Annotated in this window: 19 protein-coding genes; 5 read left to right on the top strand and 14 right to left on the bottom strand. The window is 62.9% G+C overall.

What is annotated here, in order from left to right:
• Positions 1–29 precede the first annotated feature (29 nt).
• Positions 30–1,304, bottom strand: a complete 1,275-nt coding sequence (locus ACN0S5_RS18205) for an ABC transporter substrate-binding protein (protein WP_417210162.1) — start codon at positions 1,302–1,304, stop codon at positions 30–32.
• 141 nt (positions 1,305–1,445) lie between these two features.
• Between ACN0S5_RS18205 and ACN0S5_RS18200 the strand changes: the two genes are divergently transcribed.
• Positions 1,446–2,102, top strand: a complete 657-nt coding sequence (locus ACN0S5_RS18200; protein ID WP_417210161.1) for a GntR family transcriptional regulator — start codon at positions 1,446–1,448, stop codon at positions 2,100–2,102.
• A gap of 324 nt (positions 2,103–2,426) precedes the next feature.
• On the opposite strand, the gene ACN0S5_RS18195 is transcribed toward ACN0S5_RS18200, so the two are convergent.
• From ACN0S5_RS18195 to ACN0S5_RS18150, 10 genes are all read right to left on the bottom strand, one after another.
• Positions 2,427–3,032, bottom strand: a complete 606-nt coding sequence (locus ACN0S5_RS18195; protein WP_417210160.1) for a biotin transporter BioY — start codon at positions 3,030–3,032, stop codon at positions 2,427–2,429.
• A gap of 10 nt (positions 3,033–3,042) precedes the next feature.
• Entirely contained in the window at positions 3,043–3,834 is a 792-nt protein-coding gene (locus tag ACN0S5_RS18190; protein ID WP_417210159.1) for a crotonase/enoyl-CoA hydratase family protein, read from the bottom strand.
• Positions 3,831–4,712: a hydroxymethylglutaryl-CoA lyase gene (locus tag ACN0S5_RS18185; RefSeq protein WP_417210158.1), complete on the bottom strand. Its 882-nt coding sequence runs from the start codon at positions 4,710–4,712 to the stop codon at positions 3,831–3,833. Before ACN0S5_RS18185 ends, ACN0S5_RS18190 begins: the two co-directional genes overlap by 4 nt.
• On the bottom strand, positions 4,709–6,703 hold the full coding sequence (locus tag ACN0S5_RS18180) for an acetyl/propionyl/methylcrotonyl-CoA carboxylase subunit alpha (protein WP_417210157.1): 1,995 nt from the start codon (positions 6,701–6,703) through the stop codon (positions 4,709–4,711). The genes ACN0S5_RS18185 and ACN0S5_RS18180 overlap by 4 nt, the downstream gene beginning before the upstream one ends.
• A 2-nt stretch (positions 6,704–6,705) precedes the next feature.
• Positions 6,706–8,313: a carboxyl transferase domain-containing protein gene (locus tag ACN0S5_RS18175; RefSeq protein ID WP_417210156.1), complete on the bottom strand. Its 1,608-nt coding sequence runs from the start codon at positions 8,311–8,313 to the stop codon at positions 6,706–6,708.
• A gap of 93 nt (positions 8,314–8,406) precedes the next feature.
• Positions 8,407–9,696, bottom strand: a complete 1,290-nt coding sequence (locus tag ACN0S5_RS18170) for a TRAP transporter large permease (protein WP_417210155.1) — start codon at positions 9,694–9,696, stop codon at positions 8,407–8,409.
• A gap of 81 nt (positions 9,697–9,777) precedes the next feature.
• Positions 9,778–10,779, bottom strand: coding sequence for a TRAP transporter substrate-binding protein DctP (gene dctP, locus ACN0S5_RS18165; RefSeq protein ID WP_417210154.1), 1,002 nt, complete (start codon positions 10,777–10,779; stop codon positions 9,778–9,780).
• A 26-nt stretch (positions 10,780–10,805) separates the two neighbouring features.
• The gene (locus ACN0S5_RS18160) at positions 10,806–11,291 is read right to left on the bottom strand and encodes a TRAP transporter small permease (RefSeq protein WP_417210153.1); all 486 of its coding nucleotides are present in this window, start codon (positions 11,289–11,291) and stop codon (positions 10,806–10,808) included.
• A 36-nt stretch (positions 11,292–11,327) separates the two neighbouring features.
• The gene (locus tag ACN0S5_RS18155) at positions 11,328–12,467 is read right to left on the bottom strand and encodes an FAS1-like dehydratase domain-containing protein (RefSeq protein ID WP_417210152.1); all 1,140 of its coding nucleotides are present in this window, start codon (positions 12,465–12,467) and stop codon (positions 11,328–11,330) included.
• A gap of 38 nt (positions 12,468–12,505) precedes the next feature.
• Positions 12,506–14,065 carry an acyl-CoA synthetase gene (locus ACN0S5_RS18150; RefSeq protein WP_417210151.1) on the bottom strand — a complete coding sequence of 520 codons (1,560 nt, stop codon included), beginning with the start codon at positions 14,063–14,065 and terminating at the stop codon, positions 12,506–12,508.
• Between the two features lie 147 nt (positions 14,066–14,212).
• Here ACN0S5_RS18150 and ACN0S5_RS18145 point away from each other — a divergent pair, with 147 nt between their 5' ends.
• From ACN0S5_RS18145 to ACN0S5_RS18135, 3 genes are read left to right on the top strand one after another with little or no spacing between them, the layout of a single operon-like run.
• Entirely contained in the window at positions 14,213–14,998 is a 786-nt protein-coding gene (locus ACN0S5_RS18145) for an IclR family transcriptional regulator (RefSeq protein ID WP_417210150.1), read from the top strand.
• Positions 14,999–15,001: 3 nt separating this feature from the next.
• Positions 15,002–15,430 (top strand): PaaI family thioesterase, encoded by a 429-nt coding sequence (locus tag ACN0S5_RS18140; protein WP_417210149.1) that lies wholly within the window; start codon positions 15,002–15,004, stop codon positions 15,428–15,430.
• Positions 15,427–16,644: a CaiB/BaiF CoA transferase family protein gene (locus ACN0S5_RS18135; RefSeq protein ID WP_417210148.1), complete on the top strand. Its 1,218-nt coding sequence runs from the start codon at positions 15,427–15,429 to the stop codon at positions 16,642–16,644. The genes ACN0S5_RS18140 and ACN0S5_RS18135 overlap by 4 nt, the downstream gene beginning before the upstream one ends.
• 268 nt (positions 16,645–16,912) lie before the next feature.
• On the opposite strand, the gene ACN0S5_RS18130 is transcribed toward ACN0S5_RS18135, so the two are convergent.
• Genes ACN0S5_RS18130 through ACN0S5_RS18120 form a run of 3 tightly spaced genes read right to left on the bottom strand, consistent with a single transcriptional unit; the run spans position 16,913 to position 19,823 of the window.
• The gene (locus ACN0S5_RS18130; protein WP_417210220.1) at positions 16,913–17,671 is read right to left on the bottom strand and encodes an SDR family oxidoreductase; all 759 of its coding nucleotides are present in this window, start codon (positions 17,669–17,671) and stop codon (positions 16,913–16,915) included.
• 5 nt (positions 17,672–17,676) lie between these two features.
• Positions 17,677–18,711 (bottom strand): zinc-dependent alcohol dehydrogenase, encoded by a 1,035-nt coding sequence (locus ACN0S5_RS18125; RefSeq protein WP_417210147.1) that lies wholly within the window; start codon positions 18,709–18,711, stop codon positions 17,677–17,679.
• Positions 18,708–19,823 (bottom strand): mandelate racemase/muconate lactonizing enzyme family protein, encoded by a 1,116-nt coding sequence (locus ACN0S5_RS18120; RefSeq protein WP_417210146.1) that lies wholly within the window; start codon positions 19,821–19,823, stop codon positions 18,708–18,710. Before ACN0S5_RS18120 ends, ACN0S5_RS18125 begins: the two co-directional genes overlap by 4 nt.
• Before the next feature lie 187 nt (positions 19,824–20,010).
• Between ACN0S5_RS18120 and ACN0S5_RS18115 the strand changes: the two genes are divergently transcribed.
• Positions 20,011–20,718, top strand: a complete 708-nt coding sequence (locus tag ACN0S5_RS18115; RefSeq protein ID WP_417210145.1) for a FadR/GntR family transcriptional regulator — start codon at positions 20,011–20,013, stop codon at positions 20,716–20,718.
• Positions 20,719–20,797 lie beyond the last annotated feature (79 nt).

The raw sequence follows: 20,797 nt of genomic DNA, 5'->3' as shown, positions 1-20,797 counted from the left end.
GGGGAGCAGCGCGCGCCAGTCGCCCCGGATCAGCGGATTCGCTTGATCTCGTCGGCGGCATGGTTCAGCGCGGTCGCCGTGTCGGTCTCCTCACCGCTGGCAAGGCTGGAAATCGCGGTTTCGAGGATCTCGGAGACACGCGGCCAGTTGTCGCCGAACGCCATGCCTTCGGCTTTCTCCAGCGCGTCGGCGGCCGCCGCATGCATGCCACCCCAACGAGCGTTGACCTCTTCGTCGCGCAGGTTCGAGAAATGCACCGCAACCACCTCATCAAGGCTGTCGTCGAGCAGAACATCGCGCTCCAGCGCCGGATCGGTCAGCCATCCAAGGTATTCGGCGGCAGCGTCCTTGTTGTCCGCGTGTTCGGTCACCGCAAAGACCCAGGTGTTGGTAAAGGTCGTCTTGGCCGCATCGCCCACCGATGGCAGCGAGGTAAAGCCAAGCTGATCGGCGCTGATACGCGATTGCTCGGGATCGGTCAGTTGCGAGCGGACCCACCACCAGACGGGCAGCATCGCGGAATTGCCCTGTTTGAAGCTGTTGACCGCGTCCTGCTCGACAAATGTGGCGGACCCGGCGGGGGCGATCTTTTCCTCGGTCAACAGGCTGATGTACTGCTTGGTCGCGGCTATCCCGGCCTCCGAGTTGAACAGCGGCTCGCCGTCTTCGCCGAACAGCTCGCCACCGTGACCCCAAAGCAGATTGATCCAGACCATCAGGTTCTGACCGTTCAGCTTGCCGTAGGGCAGCGCGATCCCCGAAGCGTCGGTCGACTCCTGTACCGCCTTGGCGGCGGTGACGACCTCTTCCCAGGTGCTGGGGGGTTCGACACCCGCCTGTTCCAGCAGATCAGTGCGATAGAACAACAGTTGCACGTGGCCGCGCACCGGCAGACCCACAAGCTCACCGTTCAACATGCCATGGCGAAGATGCGCAGCCGGGAAGTCATCAAGGTTGGTGCCCTGTGCGGCGATCTCGTCGCCGATTGGCTGCACCAACAGCGACAGGGACGGCACCCACTGATCCATGATCGAGACGACATCGTAGTCCCCGCCGGCGACCATTTCGGTTGTCAGCGCTTCTTTCATGTTGGGAAAAGGCACGTAGTCATAGACAACGTCGATGCCCGTAGCGGCCTCAAAGGCCTCGACCCGTGCTTCGTGGGCCTCGAACTGGCTGGATTTGACAGCCAGGACATGCACTATTTCGCCGTCATAGGGTTTGCCTTCGGTGGCTTCCCAAGCGTGTGCCCCGGTGGCGCAGAGTGCTGCGGTGATCGCAAGCGCGCTGGTTAGATGCTTCATGATTTCCCTCCCGATTTGAAACTTTGGCGACCATACCAGTCGCCTAATTTTTTGACAATAAAATTATCAATAATAATATTGATGGAGCTTTCCCGGACTATTGGGTAAAGTGCGAACAGGACCCAAAAACGAGGATCAACGATGCCGACGTCGCTGCTGAAGGACCTGGAAAACGACATTATCTTCGGGGTTTATCCGCCGGGCTCACGCATCACCGAAGACAGCGTCATGGAGGCGTATGACGTCAAACGTCACGTCGTCCGCCACGCCTTTGCGGAGCTTGAGAGCCACGGACTTCTGGTGCACCGGCCCCGTCGTGGCGTGGAAGTGGTCGACTACACGCCCGATGAGGTCGACGCGCTATACGATCTTCGAATCGTGCTTGAAACCGCCGCGGCCCGACGAACTCCTTTGCCGGTGGCTCCGGCCCTTATCGAACAACTTCGCGACATCGCCAGCCAGCACGAAGCCGCCCTCCGGCGTGAGGATTTTCGAGGCGTCTACGAGTTGAACCAGCGGTTTCACGAACGTCAGTACAGTTGCTGCGATAATCCGCGCTTGGCCGATCTGATAGCGCGGCACGCCCGCATGGCCCAGCCGATCCGGGTCGTGAAATACGACGACAAGGGCCATATGACCGCAATCGTCGATCAGCACAGGGCCATCATTGACGCGATGACCCGCACGTCCACCGACGCGTATGAGACCGCTGTCCGCAATCACTTGCCCGCGTCCGCCGAGGCCTATCGGATTCTCTACGAACGCCGGTTCGGCCAACGCCGGGCGGGCAGGCCGTGAACCTGCCTGCACAAACACCATGAAAAGCTGGTGCCGCAAACTCGGCCTCTAGATGTAAGGCGACGCGGCCCATCCGGTCGGCGTTCTCCGGCATTTTTGCTTCGTGCCATTGGCCGATATGACGACTGATAATCAGAGTTATGTTAATTATCAGAATACTCTGATGCCGCCGCCGTTCCAGAAAACCTGTCGGACATGCCACCATGTATCTTCGCCATGAAGACCTGCGGGTCAGCTTATCTCTAGGCGCGGATCGCGCAAGCTGCGGGCCATGAGGCTCGTCTGATCCCGGCGCTCTACGTCAAAGCCCCCCAATCTGCCCAATCAACGGCCCGACGACGGCGCGCGGAAAACCCGCCACGCAAGAGGAACCAAACAGGCCGCAAGACTCAGCTTCAGGGCATCGCCCAACAGGAATGGCAGAACGCCCCATTCCATCAGCGGCTTGTCCCAGCCGAACAGAACGCCGAGCCACAAGACACCGGGCAGGTAGATGACAATGTTCCCGCCCAGCAGGGCCAGGGCCATGCGCGGCGGAGTCCTGTCCCAGCCCGCGCGGGCAGCCAGACCCAGTGTCAAAACAGCGAGAACATACCCCACCAGGTATCCGCCAGTCGGACCGGCCATGTAGCCCAGGCCGTTAACAGAAGCAGAGGACCCGGCAAAGATGTCCAGCCCCAGCGTCCCACACAGCAGGTAGGCGAGGATCGTGACCACGCCCAGTCGCGGCCCGTACACCGCGCCCATTGTCAACACCGCGAAGGTTCCCATGGTCATCGGGACAGGCCACATCGGCACAACCATCTTGGCACTGACAGCCATACCCACCACCCCCAGCACCACAAGTCCCAGTTTGTGCAAGGCCATCTTGGCAGGCGTATCGCCCAGCATCGCTTCGGCCAGCACGGCGCGTTTGTTCGTAGCCAACATTGCAAGCTCCTCAGGCTGTGGTCCGCCAGGACGGCGTTTCCCTGGCAAAGAAGGCGGCAATGCCCTCTTGCGTTTCCTTTGTTTCCCAGCGGTCGGCAAGGGCGCCCGCCGTTATGTCCGCGGCCTGCATCGGGTCCGGACCGGCAAGGTTCCGACACAGCGCCTTGGCCGCCGCAACGGCACCCGGCGCGCAGTCGAGAATGGCGGACACTTCCTCTTGTACCGCATCGGCAAGCCCGTCAGACGTGCAGATCCGGGCCACCAGACCGGCGCGCATCAAAAAAGCCGCGTCAAACGGGCGCGCGGTAAAGAACACCTGCCGGGCAAAGGCTTCGCCCATGCGGCGCACGACAAAGGGGCCGATGGTCGCCGGGATCAGGCCAAGCCGGGTTTCCGTCAGCGCAAATCGTGTGTTTTCCTCGGCGATGACGATATCGCAAACCGCGATCAACCCGATGCCGCCGCCATAGGCCGCACCGTGCACCTGTCCGATCACCGGCTTGGGCAGCGCATCCCACAGCCCCAGCATCCGCGCCAGCGATTTTGCCTCCTGCATCTTGCCCGACCGGTCTTTTTCAGCCTGCGCGCGCATCCAGCCCAGGTCCCCACCGGCGCAAAAGCTGCGCCCCTCACCGGTCAGGATCACGGCGCGGACTGCCGTGTCCGCACCCAGTGACAGCGCCGCCTCTGTCAGTTCGGCGATCATCGGGGCATTCATCACATTGTGTTTGTCGGGCCGCGCCAGAGTGACCGTCGCCACGCCGCGCGCATCTTGGGTTACGCGAATGGTTTCAAAGCTCATGCCGAATGCTCCTTGAGAGGGGCAGGATTGCCGGAGAGACCGGCAACCAGACGCTCGGCCTGTGCCAGGCGGTCCAAGTCGATCCCGGTGCGCAATCCGCGTTCTGCGAGGAACGTGGCCAGAGTCCGCGTCGATAGATTGCCCCTTGCGCCGGGGGCATAGGGGCATCCGCCCAGACCGCCCACCGCGCCGTCGAACGTCCGCAGGCCAAGCTCCAGCGCAACCGCGACACTGTCCAGCGCCTGTCCGCCGGTATCGTGAAAATGCCCGGCAAGGCGCGCGGGCGGGATGAAGTCGAGAACGGTTTCAAGCATGGCAAACACCGCCTCGGGTTTCGCGCGACCGATCGTGTCGGCAAGCGAGATCTCGTAGCATCCCATCTGATCCAGCGTCACGGCCACGTCTCGGACCTGTTCCGGGTCCACCGCGCCGGAATAGGGGCACTCTACCGCGCAGGACACGTAGCCTCGTACAGGCAGGCCAGCGGCGCGCGCCGCCGCCATCAGCGGGGCGAACCGATCAAGGCTTTCCGCGATCGAACAGTTGATGTTCTTCAGGCTGAACGCCTCGGAGGCCGAGGCGAAAACCGCGACTTCATCCGCCCCGGCCGCAAGCGCCCGTTCGAAGCCTGTCAGGTTCGGCGTCAGAACCGCGTAGCGCACGCCCGCCTTGCGGGTGATACCGTCCATCAAATCGCCCGCATCGGCCAATTGCGGCACCCATTTCGGGGAGACAAAACTGGTCGCCTCGATCCGGTCGAACCCGACAGAGGACAAGATATCAATCAGCGCGATCTTGTCCGGCGTCGGAATCAGCGAGGTTTCGTTCTGCAATCCGTCGCGCGGGCCGACTTCAAAAATACGGACATCGCGGGTCATAGGGCCACCTCCGTTTCGAAATTGACAAGGATCGCGCCCCCCTCGACTGCGTCACCCGCAGCGCAGAGCACCTCGGCCACGGTGCCGGCCCGCGGGGCAATCAACGCGGTTTCCATCTTCATCGCCTCCATCACGCCCAGCCGCGCCCCCTCGGTGACTTCATCCCCGGCGGCAACGTCAAGCGCGACGATCATGCCGGTCATGGGGGCCACCACGCTGTCGCTGGTATCGACAAGCGTGGCGCTGCCTGATCTTGGATCCGGAAGCAGAAACTCGCAGGTGGTTGCTTTGGTCAGGACAGAGACCAACAAGACCCCGTCCCGTCGGGCAAGGCAGACGGAGGCAGAGACCTGCGCATTTGTCGTTCCGCTGCGGGCAGAGAATGCCGCGCCATCAAAGACAATATCCCGCAGGCCGATGATGTCCTGCCCGTCTTGCAGCAATGTCACCAACCCTTCTGGGGACAGCGTCAACCGGCAACACAGCGGTTTGCCGTCGTGCAACAAGGTCAGGTCATGCACCGCATCGCCCCAAAGCCGCCAGCCCAAGTGCGGCGAGGCCGGTTCGATCCCCAGCGCCGCAAACGCGGCAATGGCAATATGCACGCCGCCCGGCTCCGGGGCGGTCACGAGGTCCGCCAGATCACGCTCGATCAGACCGGTGTCGAACTGCCCGGCGGCAAAGCCCGCATGATCCGTCAACGCTGCAAGGAAACCCGCATTGCTGACGGTCCCGACCACATGCGTCTTGCGCAGCGACGACAACAGCGACAGGCGCGCGCTGTCGCGGTCGGTGCCATTGGCAATGATCTTTGCGATCATCGGATCGTAGAACGGGCTGATCACATCGCCCCCGCGTACGCCGGTGTCATTGCGGGCATGATCGCTGAACGCAAGGTGCTCAAGCTTGCCGGTGGCGGGCAGAAACCCGTTGGACGGGTCTTCGGCGTACAGCCGCGCCTCGAAGGCATGGCCCGTGATCGACAGGTCTTTCTGCCGCAGCGGCAGTCGCTCACCCGCAGCCACCCGGATCTGCCATTCGACGAGGTCGACGCCGGTGATCGCCTCTGTCACCGGGTGTTCGACCTGAAGGCGGGTGTTCATCTCCATGAACCAGAACCCGTCCGCGCGCAGCGGGCCAGATCCGTCGGCAATGAACTCGATGGTCCCCGCGCCGGTATAATCGATGGCCTGCGCGGCTTTGACCGCCGCATCGGCCATGGCCCGACGAACGTCATCCGTCATCCCCGGCGCGGGGGCTTCCTCGATCACCTTCTGGTGGCGCCGCTGCAACGAACAGTCCCGCTCGAACAGGTGCACGACCTGGCCGTGATTGTCGCCAAAGACCTGCACCTCGATGTGGCGCGGGGTGGTGATGTATTTCTCAATCAGCACATGCGGGTCGCCAAAGGCGCCCTGCCCCTCGCGCCGCGCAGATGTCAGCGCGTCGGCAAAATCCTCGGGCCGGTCGACCTTGCGCATGCCTTTGCCGCCGCCCCCGGCGCGAGCCTTGATCAGCACGGGATAGCCAATGCGCTCGGCCTCGGCCGACAGGAACGCCGGATCCTGGCTTTCGCCCTGATAGCCGGGCACGACGGGAACGCCCGCCTGTTCCATCAGGTCCTTGGCGGCGTCCTTCAGGCCCATGGCCCGGATTGCCTGCGCCGACGGGCCGATAAAGACCAGCCCCGCCGCCTGCACCGCGTCGACAAAATCCGGGTTCTCGGACAGGAACCCATATCCCGGATGGATCGCCTGCGCACCGGTCTGCCGTGCCGCATCGATGATCCGACCGGCCAAAAGATAGCTCTCCGCGGCCGGTGACGGCCCGATGTGGATCGCCTCGTCGGCCAGCGTGACATGCAGCGATCCTGCGTCGGCGTCGGAATACACGGCCACCGTGGCAATTCCCATGTCGCGGGCGGTGCGGATGATCCGGCAGGCGATTTCGCCACGGTTGGCGATCAATATCTTTGAAAAGGTCTGGGTCATCGTCACATCCTGAACAGGCCGAATTTCGTATCCCCGACGGGCGCGTTCAGCGCCGCGCGCAGCGACAGGGCAACCACGTCGCGGGTCTTGCGCGGGTCGATGATCCCGTCATCCCACAGTCGGGCCGAGCCATAGATCGGCTTGGACTGCTGCTCGAACATGTCGAGCGTGGGTTGCTTGAAGGTTGTCTCGTCCTCTGCCGACCAGGTGCCGCCCTTGGCCTCGATCGCGGCGCGTCGGACATCCGCCAGCACGCCAGAGGCCTGCGCACCCCCCATCACGGCAATCCGTGCGTTGGGCCACATCCAGACGAACCGGGGCCCGAAGGCGCGCCCGCACATACCGTAGTTGCCCGCGCCGTAGGATCCGCCGACAATCACCGTGATCTTGGGCACCGAGGCGGTCGACACCGCCGTGACCAGTTTGGCGCCGTCTTTTGCGATACCGCCCGCCTCGTATTTCGAGCCGACCATGAAGCCTGTGATGTTTTGCAGAAACAGCAGTGGGATCTTGCGCTGGCAACACAGTTCGATGAAATGCGCGCCTTTGGTAGAGCTTTCGGAAAACAGCACGCCGTTGTTGGCGATGATCCCCACCGGCACCCCGTCGATATGAGCAAATCCGGTGACCAGTGTGGTGCCGTAGCGCGGCTTGAACTCGGCAAAGTCCGAGCCATCCACCAGTCGAGCGATCAATTCGCGCGCATCATAGGGGGTCTTTTCACTGGCGGGGACAATGCCCATGATTTCGTCTGCCGGGAACAACGGAACCTTGGGGGGCCGGAAATCCACGTCGGGCCGGGGCACCGGGCCAAGATGGCTGACGATCTCGCGCGCCAGAGCCAGCGCATGCCGGTCGTCGTCGGCAAGGTAGTCGGCCACGCCGGACAGGCGCGTGTGGGTATCTCCGCCGCCCAGAGTCTCGGCGTCGACGACCTCGCCCGTGGCAACCTTGACCAGCGGCGGCCCGGCCAGAAAGATCGTCCCCTGTTCACGCACGATGATCGTCTGGTCGCTCATCGCGGGCACATAGGCGCCGCCCGCGGTGCAGGACCCCATGACAACGGCGATCTGGGCAATCCCTTTGGCCGACATCCGCGCCTGGTTGAAGAAGATCCGCCCGAAATGGTCGCGGTCGGGAAAGACCTCGTCCTGATTGTTCAGGTTCGCGCCGCCGCTGTCGACAAGGTAGATGCAGGGCAGGCGGTTTTCCTCGGCGATTTCCTGCGCCCGCAGGTGCTTTTTCACTGTCATCGGGAAATAGGTGCCACCTTTGACCGTGGCGTCATTGCACAGGATCATGCAATCCCGCCCCTCGACCCGGCCGATCCCGGCGATGGCCCCGGCCGAGGGCACCTCGTCGCCGTACATGCCCGACGCGGCGAACAGCCCGACCTCCAGGAACGGAGACCCGGCATCCAGAAGGCCCTCGATCCGGTCACGCGGCAGGAGTTTCCCGCGCGAGACATGCCGCTGGCGCGACCCTTCGGAACCGCCCTTCATGATCTGCGCCGCCCTGTCGGCGACCGCAGCGTACTGCGCCTCCATTGCGGCGGCGTTCTCGGCAAAGTCCGGCGTGTTGGGGCCTAGGCTGCTTTGCAAAATGCTCATCTGTTTTCGGTCTCCGTGTCTTGTCTGCGCACGGCTCTCCCGTCCCTTCAGGTGAAGGGTGAAAAAGCCTGCGTCGGGAAAGCGGGTGCGCTGTTACCGCGTCATCAGATCGGGCAGAAAAAGCGTGATCTGCGGGAAGGACAGCAACAGGATCAACACGACAAGCTCCATCCCGAGAAACGGCAGGATGCCGCGAAAAATCGTGCCAAGGGGAACCCGTGTCTGGGCCGCTGCGACATAGGCATTCAGGCCCAGCGGCGGTGTCAGCAATCCGATCTCGACGGTCTTGGTGACGACGATCCCGAACCAGATCGGGTCATAGTCCAGTGCCATCGCCGTCGGAAAGGCCAACGGCATCGCCAGCGACAGGATCGCGAGCTGGTCCATGAACATGCCCATCACCAGCAACACCAGGATGATGATCCCCATGATGACCTCGCGGCGCATCTCTGTCGCGGCGACGAATTCCAACATGGCATGGGTGATACGCGTGAATGCCAGATAATTCGAGAAGATCGCCGAACAGGCCACAATGGCGACAATCATCACCGTGGCGCGGATCGCGCTGCTGATCGACTTGTTAAGCTGAACAAAGCTGAGCGTGCGCTGCATCAGCACGATAACCAGCGACCCCATCACTCCCAGCGCCGCCGCCTCTGACGGAGAAGCAATACCGCCGTAGATCGCGCCGATAACCGCCACCATCAGCAGCACCATCGGGATGACGTGACGGCTTTCCTTGACGGCTGTCTTCATGACGAAGGCCTCGCCTCTGGGGGCCTGATCGGTGGTATGCGCGATGATCTTGATCACCACGGCAAGACCTGAGGCGGTCAGCAGGCCGGGAAGGATGCCGGCGATAAACAGCTTGCCGATCGAGGTTTCCGTCAGCACGCCATAGACCACAAGGACAATCGAGGGCGGAACGACCACGGCAAGGGTGCCGCCGACGCTGACCACCGCCGCCGCGAGCCGATCGGAATAGCGGTGCGCCCGCATTTCCGGAAAGGCTGAGGCCGACATCGCCGCTGTCGAGGCGGTGGAACTGCCGACCAGTGCGGCGAGGATCACCGAGGCGGCGACCGTCGCCATGGCCAGCCCGCCCCTGACGTGGCCAATCCACGCCTGACAGGCGATGATGGCGCGTCGCGTGACATCCCCGGCGGTCAGAAGCTCGGCCATCAGGATGAACAGCGGGATGGCGACAAGGATAAACGAGGCGGAGCTGTCGAAGAATGTCCTCTCGAGCACCGCGAGGGCCGGGCGCATGCCCAGCTGGGCCGCAAGACCAAGCGTTCCGGCGATCCCCATTGCAAAGGCAATGGGCACGCGGAAGGCCATGAGCAGGGCCAATAGGACGAGGATGGCAATGAAGGTCAGCATATGTGGCCTTTGCGATTTCTTGGATGGAGGGCCGGCCGCCGGATGCGGCGGCTGGCCGTAGGCGGTGATACGAAGGGCGGCTCAGTTGCGGGTCAGGGTGCCGTAGCTTTCCAGAACCGTTGCGGCCTTGTCGTTATTGATGCGCTCGGCCCAGTCCGCGCTGACGGTCGTCAGTTGCTGCGCAATGTCGGCCAATTCCTCGTCCGTGAAGGTGTAGGTGTCGATGCCCTCTGCCTTCCATTCCTCGATCAGACCGGCAACCGAGGCATCCTGCGCTTCGGCGACGTGCTGCGCGGTCTCGCCGCCCAGCTTGAGCAGCGTGGCCTGCGTTTCCTCGGGCAGGCTGTCGAACAGGTTGCTGCGGACCACCATGACAAAGCTGTAGCCGCCGAAGGATCCGTTGGTGGAAATGTGGCTGACCACCTCGTTCAGCTTGTAGCCGGGCACAGAGGCCAGCGGGAACAGCACCGCATCAAGCCGACCGCGTTCCACAGCGGTGTAGACTTCGGGACCGGGGATCGAGATGCCGACGCCGCCAAGGGCACGCGCCGTCATCGCCTGTGTCGACCCGGAGGTGCGGATATCCTGCGCGTCCCAGTCGGCGGGGGCACCCAGCCGGGTCTTGGCCAGCACCTGGTAAGGCGGCAGGACAAAGCCAAAGATCGGCGTGACGCCGGTGGCGAGGATCTCGTCGCGCAGCGGGCCCGCGTCCAGCATGGTCTGAAGCGCCACCGTGCCCTCGACAGCCGAGCCGTAGTACCCCGGCAGCGCCACCACGGAATTGAGCGGAAGCACATCGGCGTGATAGGGCGTACCCAGCAGCGCCGCATCAAGGATACCGTTGTTCACCGCATCAAGCTGGGCCTTTGACTTGGCGGCCTGCTGCGACGGAAAGTGCTGGAACGTGATGCCTCCGCCGGTCGCCTCTTCGACAGCGGCCATCCAGCGGGTTGTGCCCTCGACGGAAACGATATGGCTCGTGGACTGGAAGTCGCCCAGGCGCAGCGTCTCGGCCTGGAGGCCCGTAGTTCCGAGCGTGATCGCGGCCATCAGCGCCGCTGCGAAAGACTTTGTGGTCTTCATTGTGTTTCTCCTCCCATGGATTTTGTTCAGGTGTCTGCCGCGACACGCGGATTCAGCGCATCGTGCAGCAGCCGCAGGACCAGCACGCCGCATCCCAAGGGGACGACGGCATAGGCCCATCCAAGCGGCCAATCGATCACGCCGTATTCCACGTCGCCGTGGGCAAGGGCGCCAAAGGCGAACTTTCCGGACATGATGGTGACGGCGGCAAAGAAGGCCGCCGGCAACAAAAGGCGCAGCTTTGCGATCACCATCCCGAATACGCCAGGAAGGCGTTCGGGGGTGAATTCCAGCGCCAGGTGGCCACCGTCGCGGAAAACCCGCGACAGTGACAGGGTGGCAAGGGCCGGCATCAGGTACAGTTCGGTCAGTTCGAACTGGATTTGCACCGGTCGATTGGCGATCAGGCGCAGCAGGATATCGCCGTTGATCAGCACCGCCACCGTGACAAGGCTGAGACAGCCCGCGAGGTGCAGCACGTCCTCAACCTTGCTCAGAACCTTTTCAAACATCGGCCTTGCCTCCCTTTGCCGTTGCAGTTGCCGGCCTCAGCGCTTGGGCAACTCGACGATGGCCGAGCCCATGGCCGACAGCTCACCGTCCTGCTGTTCGGCGCGCTGCTGGATCTCCAGCAGGTAACGACCGTCTTGCTCGAATTTGCGCGTCACGGTTCCGTGGATCAGGATGATGTCGCCTTCGGGATTGTGCCGACGGACCTGACACTTGGCCTGACGCAGGAAGGCGTCGTCGCCCATCCAGTTGGTAATCTGGTGCGTCAGCCAGGAGGTGCGCTCGGGGCCGTAGTCATAGGCGCCGGGGGCGCCGACCTCCAGTGCGAACTCCTCTTCCCAATGCACCCGCTCGGGGCAGTCGGGAATGCCGTATCGGTTTTTCGGGCCGGCGCTGGGATGCTTCTGCTGCAATTGCCACGCCAGCTTGTTTGCGCGGATGTAAAGACCACCCCAGCCCTGCGCATAAGCGATGAAACCGGTGGCGGTCATCGGCCCCTTGACCATGGTCGGCAGTTCTTCGCCCTCGGCGACGTCGTCCCAATAGCGGGTCTCAGAGCCGCGGATCGTCTCCTGCTCGTAGTATTTGTAGTATTTCTGAAGTTCCTCTTCGGTCCAGACGCGACGGCCCTTTTCCTTGGCTTCGGTATACTTGGTGCCGTTTTCGCGAGCCTGATCCCGGTCGGTGCGGAAACACCAGCTGTCGGCATCGGCCACGAGGTCACCCGTTGCGGCATCGTAAAAATCCACGTGGTAGATCTGCTGCACGGCGCGTCCGGCAAAACGGGTGTCATGTTCGATCAGATCCTTCAGCACAGCTTCGGTGCGGAATACCATGTTGCGGGTGATCGTCTTGTGCCAGTTCCAGTTGGCGCCGGACCACATGGCGTGGACACCCGGAAGACCGCCGACATACCCCGAAATGATCCGATTGGTGGCAAAGAGGAAGCTCGGCAATGCGATCACGTCCCCATATTTCGTGGTTTTCGCATAGTCGGGATCGCACCACAGCGGGTTGTCGTCGCCGATGCCGTGGGCGTAGTGGCGGATATTGTCGCGGGTCGCCTCGTAGCACCAGGGCTCAACCGTTTTTTCAATCTTCACGCCGATGCGCTTGCGCAGATCGTCCAAGCCTTCCTGCGTGATCTTTGGGAATTTCTTGTGGGTCATTTCGTTCATGTTCTACTTCTCCTCGGAACTTGATTGGGGCGCGCGGATCATTCCGCTGCGCGAGATTTCGTGGCTTCGCGGTCGCGCAGGATCTTGCGGTTGACCTTGCCAGCGGGCGTTTTGGGCAGATCGGTGACAAACTCGATCCGACGGGGGTATTCGTGCCGCGCGAGACGGGCGCGGACATGGTTCTGGATGTCCTCGACCAGACCTTCGGACTCGGGGTGCTTGAGGATGATGAACGCCTTCACCACCAGACCGCGCACCGTATCGGGTGCACCGACCACGCCACATTCGGCCACCGCCGGATGGCTCAGCAGCGCGTCTTCGACCTCGACCGCGCCGATGGTCCAGCCGGCCGAGATGATCACGTCATCCGCTCGACCGCCGTGGTAGAAATATCCATCCTCGTCGACACGACCCAGATCTTTGGTCGGGAACCATTCGCCACGCTTCTTCACCATTAGCTCGCCGGTCTCGCCGGGATCGGCAGACGTGCCGTCGCCGCGCTGCACCTCGACCTCGACGCCGGGCACGGCCTTGCCCATGGCACCGTCGCGCACCTCTAGATCGTCGGCGCCGGGATAGTTGGCGATGATCACGCCAATCTCGGTCGTGCCGTACATCGACCGGACCTTGGTGCCGAACACGCGTTCGACATAAGCGGCCGTCTCGGAGTCGATGGGTTCGCCGGTAAAGGACAGCTTGTCGAAGCAATAGGTGAACCGCTCGGCCTCACCGGAATTGCGCATCATGCGATAATGCGTGGCGGCGGCGGTCAGATTGGTGATCTTGAAGTCCTGCAAGGCCTTCAGCAGGCGAACCGGATCGAACTTGCCGCTGAAAGTGCCGGTCGAGACGCCCATCGCCAACGGGGCAAGCGTGCCATGCCACAGCCCATGACCCCAGGCCGGAGAAGACGGGCAAAAAAACCTGTCGCCCGGACGGATGCCGGTGGCGTAAAGCGCGGCGACCATCAGTGTCACGATCGACTGGTGACTGTGCTCGACCGCGGCGGGCAATGCGCGCGTTGTCCCCGAGGTGTATTGCAGGACCGCCAGATCGCGGCCCGCGGTGTCCCACTCGAATGTTGCCGGAAGATCGGCCAGCCCGTCGAGAAAAGCCTGATCGACCACGGTGACGTTCTTGGCGCCGCCCTCGATCGCCTCGGGCGCTTTTTCGGCGTTGGTGAAAAAGATCTCGGGCTTGCAGTCGCCGACGCGCAACCGGATACCGTCAGGACCGAACAGCGAGAACATCGGCACCGCGACAGCACCGGCCTTGATCACCCCGAACAGCGCGCAATAAAAGGCCAGCGACGGGTCAATCATCACCGCGACACGGTCGCCCTTGCCAAGTCCCCGGCCCTTCAGGAAATGCGCGATCTGGGATGACCGGCGTGAAACCTCCTCGAAGGTGACGATTTCATCTGCGCCATCCGAATGCGCGACCCGCAAGGCCACGGCGTCGCCCTCCGCATGCCGGTCGATACACTCATGAGCGATGTTGAACCGCTCTCGCGTGCCGTCGAACAGGGCCCAGAGCCCCTCCTTCGAATAGTGCTTCTGAGCGTCTGCGTAGGACGTGAAATTCGTCAGGCGGGTCATGTCGCGCTGCCTCCCAAGTCTCGTATCCGGTGCACCGCGAGGTGGTCATCCGGTTCGTTGACAACGGTAAGGATCGCAGGCAAGTATTGTCAATACGCTATTCTTATTGTATATAGACAATGAATTTCAGCGTAAACGAGGCGAGAAATGACCAACGACAAGACCAGTTCATCGACCAAACGGCAGGTGCCGGCGGTCTCCAGAGCATTGGCAATATTGAGGTTTCTGGCACGATCATCCGAACCGGTCGGCGTTAATCCCATGGCGCGCGAACTGGATCTCGTGCCAAGCACATGCCTGCACATTCTCCGGGTCTTGCAGGATGAAGGCCTGGTGGATTTCGATTCGAGCACCAAGCGCTATTCGATCGGAATCGGCATCCTGCCACTTGCCAGATCGGCCTTGCAGCGCAACTCGTTCTCGACGCTGATCCAGCCCAAACTGTCCAACCTGTCGGAAAAGTTCGGCGTCACCGGCATTGCAACCCAACTGGCCGAACCCAGCCAGATGATCGTGGTCGCGCTGTCGCAATCCACCCTTCCCTTCCGTCTTCAGGTCGATCTCGGCAGCCGCTTCCCGGCACTGATCAGTGCGACCGGCCGTCTGTTCGCGGCCTTCAACGTGGCGGAGAAAACCGCGCTCCGCGACGGGTTCGACAAGCTGGTCTGGGACCATCCGCCGTCCTTCGAGACGTGGCTGGACGAGGTTCAACAGGCGCGGGACCGCGGCTATTCCGTCGATCAGGGGAAATACATCTCGGGCGTGACCGTCGTGGCGGTCCCCTTCTTCCGACAAAACGGTGCAATGTCGCGATCCATTGTCGCCATCGGCATCTCCGAGAGGCTGAAGGACAAGGAAATCCCAAAGCTCGCCAAAGCCATGCAAACGGTCCGCGATCAAATACAGGACCTTCAGATCGATACAGGGAGTTAATCATTGACCAACCAAGACACGCCACCAGATGGCTGGAAGCCGATCCGGATCGAGGGCTTCATGGGGCAGATCGGCCCCCTGCTGCGCTCGACCGGATTCGAGGATCAAAACACCTACGGTTTCCAGACCAACGACGGACACAGGAACCATATCGACCTTGTGCATGGCGGCGTCCTGACCAGCCTTCTGGACCAGGTGGCCGCCATCGTCGCATGGAACGCGGCTGACCGGCAGCCCACGGTCACGGTCCAGATGGATACTCGTTTCCTTGGGGCTGCGCGGGCTGGCGACTTTCTTGAAACACGCGCCACGATCCGCCACAGCACGCGATCGCTGATCTTTGTCGATGCCGAAATCACGTCGGGCAACGGGCCGGTCGCGTCCGCGTCGGCCATCATGAAAATATCGTCTCAAGCGGGGCAGACAACATGACTGACACAAACACACGTTCGGGGCCGCTGGCCGGGGTCAAGGTTCTGGATTTTTCGAGAATCCTGTCGGGCCCCTATGCCAGCATGGTGCTGGCCGATCTTGGCGCCGAGGTGATCAAGGTGGAACCGCTGGACAAAGGCGACGAGACGCGAAACTTTCCGCCGTTCCAAGGCAAGCTCAGCCATTACTACATCGCGCTCAACCGGTCCAAACAAAGCATCGCGCTGAACCTCAAATCGCCCGAGGGTGTCAGGATCGCGCGGGATCTTGCGCGGCAGAGCGACATCGTGCTGGAAAACTTTCGCCCCGGCGTCATGGACCGGCTGGGTATCGGATACGAAACCCTGAAACAGGATAACCCGCGCCTGATTTACTGCTCGATCACCGGCTTTGGACAGAACAGCCCGCTTGGCGACAAACCCGCCTTCGACATTGTCGCGCAGGCCCTGTCCGGTGTGATGAGCGTCAACTGCGAACCGGGTCAGGCGCCGAACAAGCTGGGCGTTCCGCTGGGCGACATGGCCGGCAGCATCTTTTCGGTCTTCGGCCTGCTGGCGGCGCTGCACGAACGCAATGCAACCGGAACCGGACGCCATGTCGAGGTGGCGATGCTCGACAGCCTCATTGCCCTGCAAGGCTACCTGTCTCAGATCTATCTCGTTACCGGGCAGAGCCCGCAACCCGTCGGCACCCAGCACCCCAGCATCGTGCCCTACGGGTCCTTCCCGACATCGGACGGACACGTCATCGTCGCCTGCCTGACCGAGCGGTTCTGGCACAATTTCGCGCGCTGTCTGGATCATGACGAGCTGATCGAGGACGCGCGCTTCGCCGCTTACGAGTCGCGTCTCGCACATCGGGATGCCTTGCAGCAGATCATCCACGACCGGATGTCACGGGACACGACAGAATTCTGGCTGCAACGTCTCAGCGAGTTTGATGTGCCCAACGCTCCGATCCTGTCCATCGGCGATGCGCTGGAGCAGCCTCATGTCGCCGCCCGCGGGCTGCTGGAAACCGCCCATCATCCGACCGAGGGCAAGTTGCGTTTGGTCCGCAGCCCGATCCGGTTCGACGGTGAAGGACCCTCAGCGGCACGCGCACCCAGCTTGCTTGGGGAGAATACCCGCAGCGTCTTGAAAGAGGCCCTTGGCTGCGACGAAGCAGAGATCACAAGCCTTGCGGCGCAGGGCGTAATTCAGGGGGCGGATTGACCCCTTGTTGGCGCGCCGCGTGCAGCAATTTCCGGCAGCCCAGAACGAGGGCTCCGGGGCCTCTACCTCTACCCGACAATCCCGCGCAGGGGCAACTGGCGACATATCCCGATTGGCGGACGGCTTCGGCCCGCAGCTTACCCCGCAGCGTACGGCCAGCCCCCGCCACTGGCGCGAACTGCTGGACCATAGACAGGACAAAACGAATTTGGGCGCCCCTCAGCGGGACGCCCTCCATCACCTGAACGCTGGGCGGCTCTATTATGGGTCACCGTCCCATCCAGCCGCCGTCGACCACAAGGATCTCACCGTTCACATAGTCCGACGCGGCGGAGGACAGGAACACCGCCGGACCGGCAAAATCGGCGGGGGTGCCCCAACGGCCTTGCGGGATGCGCGCAAGGATCGCCTCGGAGCGGTCCGGATCGTCCCGCAAGGCCTGCGTGTTGTCGGTGGCGATATAGCCCGGCGCGATGGCGTTGACGTTCACGCCCCTGCCCGCCCATTCATTGGCCAGCGCCTTGGTCAACTGCCCGATCCCGCCCTTCGACGCCGCATAGCCCGGCACGGTGATCCCGCCCTGAAAGGTCAACAGCGAAGCGGTAAAGATGATCTTGCCCCTGCCCCGTTCAGCCATCCCGCGCCCGATTTCGCGGGACAGCACAAACTGCGCCGAGAGGTTCACCTCGATCACCTCGTCCCACCACTCATCCGGATGCTCTGCCGCTGGCTTGCGCTTGATGGTGCCGGCGTTGTTGATCAGGATGTCGGGTTTGACCCCATCCGCCTCGACCTGCGCGGCAAACCCCGTCACCGCCGCCCGGTCGGAAAAATCGTACTGGTAAGCGGTGAACTTGCGCCCCAGCGCCGTCACCGCCTGCTCCACCTCGGATCCCGGCGCCAGAGACGCGCTGACACCCACGATATCGGCCCCCGCCTGCGCCAGTGCCTCGGCCATACCGCGCCCGATGCCGCGTTTGCACCCGGTCACAAGGGCGGTTTTTCCGGTCAGGTCAAAGGCGTTCATCACGTTCATGCGGTCTCTCCGATCTTGATCAGGCTTTTCAGCGCGGTCGGGCTGGCGTCAAGGCTTTCAAAGGCGGCCTGAATGTCGCGCAGCGGGCTGACGTCGGTGATCACCGTTTCCGCGTCGATCTTGCCGTCCGCAACCAAGGCAATCGCCTTGTCGTAATCCTCGGGCTCATAGACCCGCGCGCCGATCAGCTTCAGCTCGCGCCAGAAGAACTGGAACATGTCGACGGTCGGTTTCTTGGCGTGGATCGCCACCATGATGATCCGCGCGCGGGTGGCGGCCACCGCCGTCATCGCGTCCACACCGGGCTGCGAGCCTGAGACTTCGAACACCACATCGGCACCCTTGGTGCCGGTGCGCGCCTCTATCACCGCTTTCAGATCCTCTTTGGCCGGGTTCACCGTGTCAAAGCCCAGCTTGCGCGCAATCTCCAGCCGGGTCTCATTGACCTCGGACAGCACCACCTTGCCGCCCGCCTCGCGCGCGACCATGGCCACCAGCACACCGATGGGGCCGCCGCCGATCACCACCACGTCCTCACCCGGCTGCACGGCGGCCATGCGCACGTCATGGCAGGCCACGGCGACGGGTTCGATCAGCGCGGCGTGGTCCAGCCGCATCCCCTCTGGCAGGATATGCAGCGTATGGGCGGGCGCGTTCCACAGTTCCTGCATGGCGCCATCGGTATCAAGGCCAAGGAACTTCTGGTTATGGCAGATGTGGGAATGCCCGCGCGTGCAGGCCGGGCAGGTGCCGCAAGGATCCAGCGGGCGCACCACCACGTTCTGGCCGGGCGTGACATTGGTCACGCCCTCCCCCACCGCCGCCACCACGGCGGACATCTCATGCCCGACGATGCGGTTCAGGCCGACGCGGGCGTCCATATTGCCGTGAAACACGTGCATGTCGGTGCCGCAAATGCCGCAATAGGCAATGCGCAATTGCACCTCACCGGGGCCGGGCGCGGGGGCCTCGGCCTGTTCAACGGTAAAGGTGCGGTTGCCGCGATAAAAGGCGGCGTCGATCTTTGTCATCCGTGCATCTCCTCATGAGCGGCTTGCAATCTGTCCCAGTCGAAAATCACCCCTGTGCCCGGCGTATCCGGGGCGACGGCCATGTGATCTTCGACAACCAAAGGGCGGGTTGTGTAGGTGTCGATGGGAAAGGAATGCACCTCGATCCAGCCAATGCCCTGCCCTGACACCAGACTGACGTGCAATTCCTGCATCCCGTGGCTACAGACCGGAATGCCATGCGCGCGCCCCAGCCCGGCAACCTGCAACCAGCCGGTGATCCCACCACAGTTGGACGCATCCGGTTGCAGAAAGCTCAAGCGCGCGTCGGCAACCGCGTATTCGAACTCATGGATCGTGTGCAGGTTCTCCCCCATTGCAAGGGGCATCCCCGTCGCCTCTGCGATACGGCCATAGCCCTTGTAATTGTCGGGGATAATCGGTTCCTCGAACCACGTGATGTCATAGGGGGCAAAGGCGCGCGCGGCCTCGATCGCCTGATCCACTTCCATCGAATAATTGGCATCGACCATGAATGTCACATCTGGGCCGATCACCTCGCGCACCGCTTTCACCCGCGCCACATCCTCGGCCAGCGTCGGCTGCCCCACCTTGATCTTCACCCCGTCAAAGCCGCCCTCCAGATAGCCGCGAATGCTGTCCAGCAGTTTCGGCAGGGGAAAGTTCAGGTCGATCCCGCCCGCATAGGCGCGACAGCGGTCCCCTGCCCCGCCCGCCATCTGCCACAGCGGCTGGTCTGTGCGTTTGCCGCGCAGATCCCACAGCGCGATATCGACGGCAGAGATTGCAAAGGACGCCACGCCGCCGCGCGCCACGTAATGCACATGCCATTGCATCGCGTCATACAGCGCCTCGACATCCGTCGCGGATTTGCCGACCAGAAACGGTGCAAGGTCATGTTCGATCATCGCCGCAATCGCGCGCCCGCCCTTGCCGCCGGTATAGGTATACCCGGTCCCCTCGCTGCCGTCCGCCAGCGTGATGGTGGCGGTGATCAACTCAAAATGTGTATGATCGCCGTGTTTGGCGTCACTCAGCACCTCTGCCAGTGGCACGTCAAAACGGCGGACAGTGACGCGGGCGATGCGGTCGGCGGGGGATGCAGGTGTCATGGCGGTGGCCTCGGGCAATTTTGATCGTACCAAGATTGCGCCATTTGCCCGATGTTTCGGCTGAAAGTCAACACATAACCGAAACTTTCCAGTTTTAGTCGTACCAAAACGCGGCAAATTGACTTCTGCGCCGAAGCTGGTCCAATTAGGAACGCCGGTTTCCCAAGAAAGCACAGGACCAAGAGCCATGGCACCACAGGACGACTCCGGGCGCGCCGCAGATCAGGTTGTGCGCAGCATTGCAGACCGCATCCGGGCCGGAACATTGGCCGATGGCCAGCCGCTGCCGCCGGAACGCGACCTGATGGAAGAATACGGCATCTCGCGCACCGTCGTGCGCGAGGCGGTGCGCACCCTGTCCTCGCGCGGGTTGATCGAGGCGCTGCCGCGCCATCGCCCGGTGGTGCGCAAACCCGGCTTTGACGCCGCGATTGACGCGGTGGGCAGCATCGTCACCCACTTGCTGGGCGAACCCGGCGGGGTCAAGAACCTCTTTGACAGCCGCATCATGGTCGAGGCCGCGCTGGTCCGTCAGGCGGCGAAAGAGGCCAGCAAACACGACATCGCCGCGCTGACAGCGGCGCTGGAGGCGAATGGCGCCTCGATCCTCGATAGTGAGGAATTCTATCGCACCGACAACGCCTTTCACGGCGTGCTCTACCAGATCCCGCAAAATCCCGTCCTGCCCGCGATCCACCGCGCCTACACCACCTGGCTGGCCCCGCAATGGTCGCGGATGCCCCGCCTGCCGGACCGCAACCGCGCCAACCTCGAGGCGCACAAGGCGATCTATGACGCGATCCTGATGCGCGACCCCGACGCGGCAGAGGCCCGGTTGCGCGATCACCTGGCCACGGCCTGGGCGCAGGTGCGCGAAACCTTTGGCGACGTCTGACCCCTCAGAACGCCTGATACACCGTCCGCTTTTGCAGATAGCCCTCAATCCCGTGCATGCCGTCCTCACCGCCAAGGCC

Source organism: Antarctobacter sp. (assembly GCF_048262615.1).
In the GTDB taxonomy this organism is placed as follows: domain Bacteria; phylum Pseudomonadota; class Alphaproteobacteria; order Rhodobacterales; family Rhodobacteraceae; genus Antarctobacter.
The sequence above is the reverse complement of the archived record's forward strand: the minus strand, read 5'-3'. Positions and strand labels throughout refer to the sequence as shown.

Excerpts from the sequence above, each read along its gene's own strand:
- ACN0S5_RS18155 (WP_417210152.1), bottom strand. The coding sequence starts at position 12,467 with ATGAACGAAATGACCCACAAGAAATTCCCAAAGATCACGCAGGAAGGC.
- ACN0S5_RS18180 (WP_417210157.1), bottom strand. The coding sequence starts at position 6,703 with ATGACCCAGACCTTTTCAAAGATATTGATCGCCAACCGTGGCGAAATC.
- ACN0S5_RS18160 (WP_417210153.1), bottom strand. The coding sequence starts at position 11,291 with ATGTTTGAAAAGGTTCTGAGCAAGGTTGAGGACGTGCTGCACCTCGCG.
- ACN0S5_RS18135 (WP_417210148.1), top strand. The coding sequence starts at position 15,427 with ATGACTGACACAAACACACGTTCGGGGCCGCTGGCCGGGGTCAAGGTT.
- ACN0S5_RS18115 (WP_417210145.1), top strand. The coding sequence starts at position 20,011 with ATGGCACCACAGGACGACTCCGGGCGCGCCGCAGATCAGGTTGTGCGC.
- ACN0S5_RS18120 (WP_417210146.1), bottom strand. The coding sequence starts at position 19,823 with ATGACACCTGCATCCCCCGCCGACCGCATCGCCCGCGTCACTGTCCGC.
- dctP (WP_417210154.1), bottom strand. The coding sequence starts at position 10,779 with ATGAAGACCACAAAGTCTTTCGCAGCGGCGCTGATGGCCGCGATCACG.
- ACN0S5_RS18200 (WP_417210161.1), top strand. The coding sequence starts at position 1,446 with ATGCCGACGTCGCTGCTGAAGGACCTGGAAAACGACATTATCTTCGGG.
- ACN0S5_RS18190 (WP_417210159.1), bottom strand. The coding sequence starts at position 3,834 with ATGAGCTTTGAAACCATTCGCGTAACCCAAGATGCGCGCGGCGTGGCG.
- ACN0S5_RS18125 (WP_417210147.1), bottom strand. The coding sequence starts at position 18,711 with ATGACAAAGATCGACGCCGCCTTTTATCGCGGCAACCGCACCTTTACC.
- ACN0S5_RS18185 (WP_417210158.1), bottom strand. The coding sequence starts at position 4,712 with ATGACCCGCGATGTCCGTATTTTTGAAGTCGGCCCGCGCGACGGATTG.
- ACN0S5_RS18175 (WP_417210156.1), bottom strand. The coding sequence starts at position 8,313 with ATGAGCATTTTGCAAAGCAGCCTAGGCCCCAACACGCCGGACTTTGCC.
- ACN0S5_RS18150 (WP_417210151.1), bottom strand. The coding sequence starts at position 14,065 with ATGACCCGCCTGACGAATTTCACGTCCTACGCAGACGCTCAGAAGCAC.
- ACN0S5_RS18205 (WP_417210162.1), bottom strand. The coding sequence starts at position 1,304 with ATGAAGCATCTAACCAGCGCGCTTGCGATCACCGCAGCACTCTGCGCC.
- ACN0S5_RS18170 (WP_417210155.1), bottom strand. The coding sequence starts at position 9,696 with ATGCTGACCTTCATTGCCATCCTCGTCCTATTGGCCCTGCTCATGGCC.
- ACN0S5_RS18130 (WP_417210220.1), bottom strand. The coding sequence starts at position 17,671 with ATGAACGCCTTTGACCTGACCGGAAAAACCGCCCTTGTGACCGGGTGC.
- ACN0S5_RS18145 (WP_417210150.1), top strand. The coding sequence starts at position 14,213 with ATGACCAACGACAAGACCAGTTCATCGACCAAACGGCAGGTGCCGGCG.
- ACN0S5_RS18195 (WP_417210160.1), bottom strand. The coding sequence starts at position 3,032 with ATGTTGGCTACGAACAAACGCGCCGTGCTGGCCGAAGCGATGCTGGGC.